Genomic DNA, 7,319 nt, shown 5'->3' on the forward strand with positions numbered 1-7,319 from the left:
TCGTCCAGATGGACTTAAATTTTTGTCTTATGTGGAGTTATCAAGACAGATGGAAGAAGAAAGACAACAGAAAGAGTTAGCAGAGGAAAAAGCCAATCGCCTAGCCGAGAAACTGAGGGAAATGGGGATAAATCCAGAGGAAATTTGAAATGGAATTATCTCTATTTTATTTAATTATCGGGGAGAGTGCTGCGCAATTGATCCCCCTCAATAGGATTGTTTGCGATTGCGAAGCCAGCCGCAGGCATCCCAGAAATGCAGTTTTGTTTACTTATGCTATTTTTGGGAAAAGATACTAAGATTCATCAGGAAACTATCAAAAATTAATCTCGTCGATCAAAAAACTGCTTGATTATCAATAAAAACCTGAATAATAACAAAAAAAGGACAAATAACTAATGACAATTCAATGGTATCCTGGACATATTGCCAAAGCGGAAAGGGCACTAAAAGATCAACTAAAATTAGTGGATGTCGTACTAGAAGTGCGGGATGCGAGAATTCCTCTCTCCACTCATCATCCCCAAATTTCCCAATGGCTGGGAAGTAAAGCGAGACTTTTGGTACTCAATCGGCTAGATATGATTCCAGCAGGGGCACGGAAAAAGTGGTTATCCTGGTTTGAGGAGCAGGGGGAAACACCTTATTTTACTGATGCCCAACAGGGTAAAGGTGTTCGGGAAGTGGCAAAAGCAGTACAGTTGGCGGGAGTAGAAATGAACCAACGACGGCGCGATCGCGGTATGCTAGATCGTCCAGTCCGTGCAGTAGTGATAGGCTTTCCCAATGTGGGAAAATCTGCTTTAATTAACCGACTTTTAGGCAAGCGGGTGGTAGAAAGTGCCCGTCGCGCTGGAGTAACGCGCCAATTACGTTGGGTGCGTATTTCCGAGCAAATTGAATTACTTGATGCCCCTGGTGTCATTCCCTCACTGTTAAAAAATCAAGAAAATGCGCTGAAAGTTGCTATTTGTGACGATATTGGTGACGCATCTTATGACAATTATTTAGTGGCAGTGGCGTTAGTTGAATACATCAAAGATTTAGAGTATATGGCGGAGTTTGGCTTATTTCCTGCTACGCCTTTAAAAACTCGCTACAAACTCGATTCAGCTCCTTTTACAGGGGAAGATTATCTTCAGGCTTTAGCCGACTTTCGCTATAAAGGAGATATTGAAAGAACCTCACGACAATTATTACATGATTTTCGCAAAGGAGTGTTAGGTGCGATTCCCCTTGAATTTCCGCCAATTTAATCATTATTAATTTACGGTGGCACTGAAAAGAGGTAAGCTGATCTTGAAGCGTAAAGTTACTATTCCAGGACTTATGCAGCAATACTATATATGGTGGTGGTGGTGCGTTACGCTAACGCTAACACACCCTACAGCCTGATATGGCATCTGCTGTTCCATTAGCAATTTTAGCAGATGATGGTCAGTTCAAAGAAAATACCAGGGAATGCTTTAAACAGGTTATAGAAAATACTATCTGTTTTGACTTGATTTTACTACTTGATGACGAGTTATATTCCAATCAAATCTTGAGTATTATTCTATTTTAGCTGAAATTGCGATGCCTGGGTTAGGCGTTAGCGTAGCGTCTCGAAGAGAATCCATCGCAATTTGCCTCTTCATCTATAGCCTATCCCGATACCAAACCTTAATTGTCTTATCCTTACTCCCACTCACAATTATCTCCCCATTAGGATGAATCGCCACAGCCGAAACTGAATCATTATGTCCCTCCAAAGTAGCGATTTCCTGTCCCGTACTTACTTGCCAAATTTTAATACTTTTATCCCAACTTCCACTAATGATAGTCTTTCCATCTGGACTAAATATAACTGATGAAACTGACCAAGAATGACCGGAAATTGTCTGGAGAGATGCTCCAGTTTCTCTATCCCATAATTTAATAGTATTATCATCACTTCCCGTTGCTAAAATATTACCATTTGGACTAAAAGCAACTGTCAAAACTGCCCAGTCATGACCGATTAAAATAGGGAGTGGGGAGTAGGGTGTGGGGAGTAGTGAAGAGGATATTTCGTTTTTGGTTGTAGGGAATTGTTTGTCAGTTTCGGTAAATTGTATATCCCATAAATAGGTGGTTCTATCAAGGCTAGCACTAGCAATAAAATTGCCGCATGGACTAAAGGCAACTCCACTAATTTGTAGGGTATGTGCGCTAAGGGTAGAAAGTATTTCTCTGGTTTCTACTTGCCAGAGTTTGACAGTTTTATCCCAACTTCCACTAGCTAATATTTGACTATCAGGACCAAAAGTAACTTCAGTTACTTTGTGCGTATGTCCTTTTAAAGTACATAGTTCTTGCCAAGTAATGGCAGACCATAATTTAATGGTTTTATCATTACTTCCACTGGCGATAATTTGAGCATCTGGGCTAAAAGACACGGAATTAATTCCGTCTGTATGTCCAGTCAGTCTAGCAATTAACCTCTTATTCTTTAAATCCCATAAATAAATAGTTTTATCATCGCAGCCACTGGCTAAAATATTACCATCGGGGCTAACAGCAACTGAATTTACAGCTAATTTGTGAGTAAATGTATCTTGGCATTGCCATAAGGGAGCGGGTTTGGTTTTTAGGTTATCTGTTTTCCCAATATATTGTCTGCTAAATCCGCCCCTACCTCTTATTTTATTAATTGCTTCCATCACTTCATTAGCGGATTGAAAGCGATTAGTGAGGGCATTCTGTACCATTTTATCTAATATTTTGCCAAGGTTATCGCTAACTTCTTGAGTTAAATAGTCTCGCCAAACCCAAGTATGATTAACAGTATCAAATAAATCAAAGGGAGAAATACCAGTTAATAGATAGAGACAGGTAACTCCTAAACTATAAATATCGCTAGCAAAAACTGCTTTTCCTCTCGCTTGCTCCGGTGCAAGATATTCAGGGGAACCGATACTTGTTCCGATGTTGAACGAGTCTATATTAGTTACTATTTTAGCAGCCCCAAAGTCTACTAAGACAATTTTTTTTATAGGTAAGATGGGGGGATTAGAGAATTTAGCCGACTCTCTGGATTCGCTATTTTCGGTAGGGCAGGATTTCTGAATGATATTTTGTGGTTTGATATCTCGATGAATAATATTGCGATCGCAAATAAATTGAACTACTGGCAATAACTCACCTAAAACTTGCCAGACATCACTTTCGGTAAATGTCCCTGCTTCTGCTACCATCTGTGCCAAATTAGTTCCGTCAATAAATTCTTGGACTAAATAAAACTGTTGCTCTTGTGTAAAATATCCTAATAATGTTGGAATTTGAGCATGTTTACCTAATTTAGATAAAAGTAAAACTTCTTGCTCAAATAATGCTTTTGCTTTCTCAAAAAGAGGGAGTGATAAGCCACGGGGAAATAGTTGTTTAATGACACAAGGAATTACAGGAAATTGTCCTTCATCGACGGCTAAAAATGTTCGCCCAAATCCCCCTTGACTGATTAGTTTAATGGCACGATAACGGTTTTGCAGATAGAGATTTAAGCCGCATCCTTGACAAATTTTGTTTGTCTCTGAGTTTTGCGGCTGAAGACAATCTGGATTGAGGCAATAAGTCATTTATGGTTTAGATTGCTTAAATCGTCTATCAAGCTACTAGTTAACCGTCAAAAATCTTCTGGGTTTGTAGTAAGCGCTTTAGCGCTAAAGCGCCTACTACAAACAAATGGAATGAACTACTAGTCATTAGTCTCTCGCAAATTCTGCACCTCATCAACACTAATTCCTGTAGTTTGACTAATAGTTTCATTATCAAGTAAAGCGAGCAATTTTCGGGCTATTTCCAGCTTTTCTTCTTGTTTCCCTTCAGCTTTTCCTAAAGATATAGCACCTTGTTGATCGTATACAAACATTTCTCGCTTTTCTATCTCTTCCCTTTCTTCACGGCTTAAATTAGCTTGGTTGGCAATTTCAAATGCTTTATGAATAGCCGGAATACTATCCATTGTTTCGGGAACCTCAGTCAGGCTTCTGGCATATTTCATAAAATAAATCCATTTATCAGCAATAGTTTCCAGTTGAGCCAGTTCTTTGGTAAACTTGGGTAATTCGACAAAAACTAACTCTATGTTATTGTCGGTATACTCGAAATTAGTGGTTTTTTCTTTATAAATGAAACGAGAAACCAGGCTATCGCTTTTAGCGAATAGTTTGAAATCAGTTATCGTTAAGGCAATGACAGGCTTAAGCATTCGGTAACCTTCTCCGGATTCTAACTGAAAGGCATAAGTTTTCGCCGCATTGTATAAAACCCGTTTGCCAAAAGATTCTACGTTTAATACCTGCATTTCAATAATGACTATTGTGCCATCTAGTAGTTTGGCTTTGACATCCAGGTAGGTATCTTTCAATCCTTGGAGTGCTGGTGGGAGGTTGGGATTGATAATTTCTAAGTCTTTAATAGTGGGGATTCCGTCATACACTAGGGCATTGAGAAAGCTGATGAGAATATCTTTGCTTTCAGATGAGCCGAATATTTTTTTAAATGCCCAATCTATTTTAGGATTAATAAAAATCATAGTGGCGATGGAAAATGAAGTTTATCAATACTATTATAACATTTTTCTTTGGATAACTCCTTCAAAAACCTTCTGGGTTTGTAGTAAGCGCTTACTACAAACAAATGGAATGAACTACTGTATTTAGCATTCCTAAGATACCTAAAGATATAGTTGCATCCAGAATCAAATTATGATATAGGTTGATCTAGTTACTTCCCACTCCCCTACCGCAATCGCAACTGAGCCTGCCCATTAAAAAATTGCCCCATCAACCCTTCCGTAATTAACATAGTTATTGTCAAATTAGTAAAAGCCAGCATAAACATAATTAATATCTGATAAGATGCCGCATTCAACGGATCGATTCCACTCAACATTTGCCCCGTAATAATTCCCGGCAAAGTCACAACTCCCGCCACCATCATTTGATTAAGAGTAGGAATCAATCCCGCACGAATTGCCTCCTTACGATATCCCGCTATCGCCTCCTGCGGAGTTGCCCCCAAACTTAAATGAGTTTCAATTTCCACACGACTACTAGTAATAGAGCTAACCAAACGTTCCCCCGCAATCGCCGCCCCATTCATCGCATTTCCCAACACAATACCTCCCAAAGGAATTAAATATTGTGGCTCGTACCAAGTTTCCGGTTGAATAATAAACAGATTCGTATAAATTAAAGTAATAGCACTACAAAATAAAATCGAACCAAACACCAACGGTAGCAACCCAGGCATCTTCTTACCAATGCGATTGCGAGTTGTAATAGTGGCTATCATAACCATTACCATTAAAACCATTAAAACCGCGATGCCTGCGGCGGGCGAAGCCATCGCATTCTTCAATTCAAAAACAAAAGCCAACACATAACCAACAAACAGCAACTGAATCACCATCCTGCCCGTTGCCATCGCCAAAGAAAACTCCAAACCCAACCTTTGCCAACGAGATAAACCAATTGCGACTGCCATCAGCCCCAATCCCCATATTAAATCTATCGGCTCCAGTTGAATCAAATCCATTAGTTGTTGGTTATTTGTTGTTAGTTATTTGTTGCACAAAACCAGCAAAAACCATATAACCCTCTGCGTACCTCTGTGCCAACCTCTGCGTACCTCTGCGTTAAAAAACAAAACCTCGCCACACCCTCACAATAACCTAAACCGCCACCTCCACCTCCGATTTTATCCTCACTTCCCCCTCCAAAAACACCGCCACTTGCTCCTCAATTTCCCGTCTCACAATATCGCGATACTCCAAGAAATGCTCAATTTGGGCACAAACTGACAAATAAGGACCAATCCCACCGGAATTGTACCGCAACATATTCCCTAAATTCCGCCAAAACTGCCAACGAGTTTTCCGCAAAACACCCTGTCGCCAACAGATAGTTAACAGCGCCCGAATTGTCACCCAATTAACTGCTTTCTTTCCACCTTTACCCTTTTTCGGATAAGTAGCTTCCCCAAGAATTCGATAATGACGATAAGCGCGATCGAGAAACTTTTCTGGATCGTATAATTGGTCAAATGCGTCTACATACTCGCGAGCAATCTGTTCTAATGGACGTGTCGGAACAAAGTTCATTAACGTAGTTTGGTTAATATTAGCAGACTTATTTCTAAGTCGTCCTTCTTTTTCTAACCTGTGCCAAAGTGCGGTATCTGGCAAAGCTTGGAGCATACTAAATAGAGCGGTAGGAATGGCAGTTTGTTCTACAAACTTGACAATTCTTTGACCTGCACCTGGTTTTTCTCCATCAAAACCAATAATAAATCCTGCCATCACCCGTAAACCAGATCTGGTAATTTTATAAACTGCATCACTCAGAGAATCCCGCGTATTTTGATGTTTCTGAGTTAAAGTTAAACTGGCTTCATCTGGTGTTTCAATACCGAGAAATACAGCGCCAAAATTACACTGTACCATCCAATCCATCAATTCCTGGTCTTGTGCCAAATCGACGGAGGCTTCTGTAGCAAAGGAAAAGGGATATTTATGTTCCACCATCCAAGGTTTTAGTTCTTTCAGGAATAGTTTAACGTTACGTTTATTCCCAATAAAATTATCATCCACCATAAAAATACTCCGTCGCCAGCCTAACTCGTAGAGGCGATTAAGTTCCCCAAGTAATTGCTCAGGTGCTTTTGTTCGAGGCTTACGACCGTAGAGGACAATAATATCGCAGAATTCGCATTGAAAGGGACATCCTCGCGAAAACTGTACCGACATTTCTGAATAAGCCTCGAATTCCAGTAAATCAAACCGAGGAATAGGTGTATGAGTAACATCCGGTTTTACCCCATCAGAACGAAAGATACCAGAATCTTGACCTCGTGCGATCGCATCGATAAACAGAGGTAAGGTAATCTCCCCTTCATCCAAAATCAAATAATCTGCCCCAACATCAGATACTTCGTGGGGTAAAGCGGTAGGATAGGGACCACCGACAGCTACTCGTTTCCCACGACGTTTCGCTTCCTGAATTTGCTCTAATAAATCCTGCTTCTGAACAATCATCGCAGACAGAATCACTAAATCTGCCCAATCCCATTCTGCCTCAGTGACTTGACGTACATTGCGATCGACTAACTTAAATTGCCATTCTTGCGGCAGAATCGCCGCCACTGTCACTAACCCCAATGGTGGTAACATGGCTTTGCGATTGAGCAATGCCAGTGTCTTCTCAAATGACCAAAAGCTTTTGGGAAAGCGGGGATACAGGAGCAAAACGTTCATAAAAATATCTCCGAAATACTGCATCCCCCGATCGGGTGGATTC

At 40.3% G+C, this 7,319-nt stretch carries 6 protein-coding genes; 2 read left to right on the top strand and 4 right to left on the bottom strand.

Going from position 1 to position 7,319, the window contains the following annotated elements; all coding sequences use genetic code 11:
* The first annotated feature begins 398 nt into the window (after positions 1-398).
* Together ylqF and NJ959_RS00905 are read left to right on the top strand one after the other, a co-directional pair.
* Positions 399-1,256: a ribosome biogenesis GTPase YlqF gene (ylqF, locus tag NJ959_RS00900; RefSeq protein ID WP_254009854.1), complete on the top strand. Its 858-nt coding sequence runs from the start codon at positions 399-401 to the stop codon at positions 1,254-1,256.
* Between the two features lie 140 nt (positions 1,257-1,396).
* Positions 1,397-1,564: a hypothetical protein gene (locus tag NJ959_RS00905; protein ID WP_254009855.1), complete on the top strand. Its 168-nt coding sequence runs from the start codon at positions 1,397-1,399 to the stop codon at positions 1,562-1,564.
* A 73-nt stretch (positions 1,565-1,637) separates the two neighbouring features.
* On the opposite strand, the gene NJ959_RS00910 is transcribed toward NJ959_RS00905, so the two are convergent.
* From NJ959_RS00910 to NJ959_RS00925, 4 genes are all read right to left on the bottom strand, one after another.
* Positions 1,638-3,596, bottom strand: a complete 1,959-nt coding sequence (locus NJ959_RS00910; RefSeq protein WP_254009856.1) for a serine/threonine-protein kinase — start codon at positions 3,594-3,596, stop codon at positions 1,638-1,640.
* A 119-nt stretch (positions 3,597-3,715) separates the two neighbouring features.
* On the bottom strand, positions 3,716-4,555 hold the full coding sequence (locus NJ959_RS00915; RefSeq protein WP_254009857.1) for an Rpn family recombination-promoting nuclease/putative transposase: 840 nt from the start codon (positions 4,553-4,555) through the stop codon (positions 3,716-3,718).
* Positions 4,556-4,761: 206 nt separating this feature from the next.
* Positions 4,762-5,559, bottom strand: a complete 798-nt coding sequence (locus tag NJ959_RS00920) for an ABC transporter permease (protein WP_254009858.1) — start codon at positions 5,557-5,559, stop codon at positions 4,762-4,764.
* A 136-nt stretch (positions 5,560-5,695) separates the two neighbouring features.
* Positions 5,696-7,276 (bottom strand): B12-binding domain-containing radical SAM protein, encoded by a 1,581-nt coding sequence (locus NJ959_RS00925; protein ID WP_254009860.1) that lies wholly within the window; start codon positions 7,274-7,276, stop codon positions 5,696-5,698.
* Between the last annotated feature and the right edge of the window lie 43 nt (positions 7,277-7,319).

The organism is Limnofasciculus baicalensis BBK-W-15, assembly GCF_024178385.1.
Lineage (GTDB): Bacteria > Cyanobacteriota > Cyanobacteriia > Cyanobacteriales > Coleofasciculaceae > Limnofasciculus > Limnofasciculus baicalensis.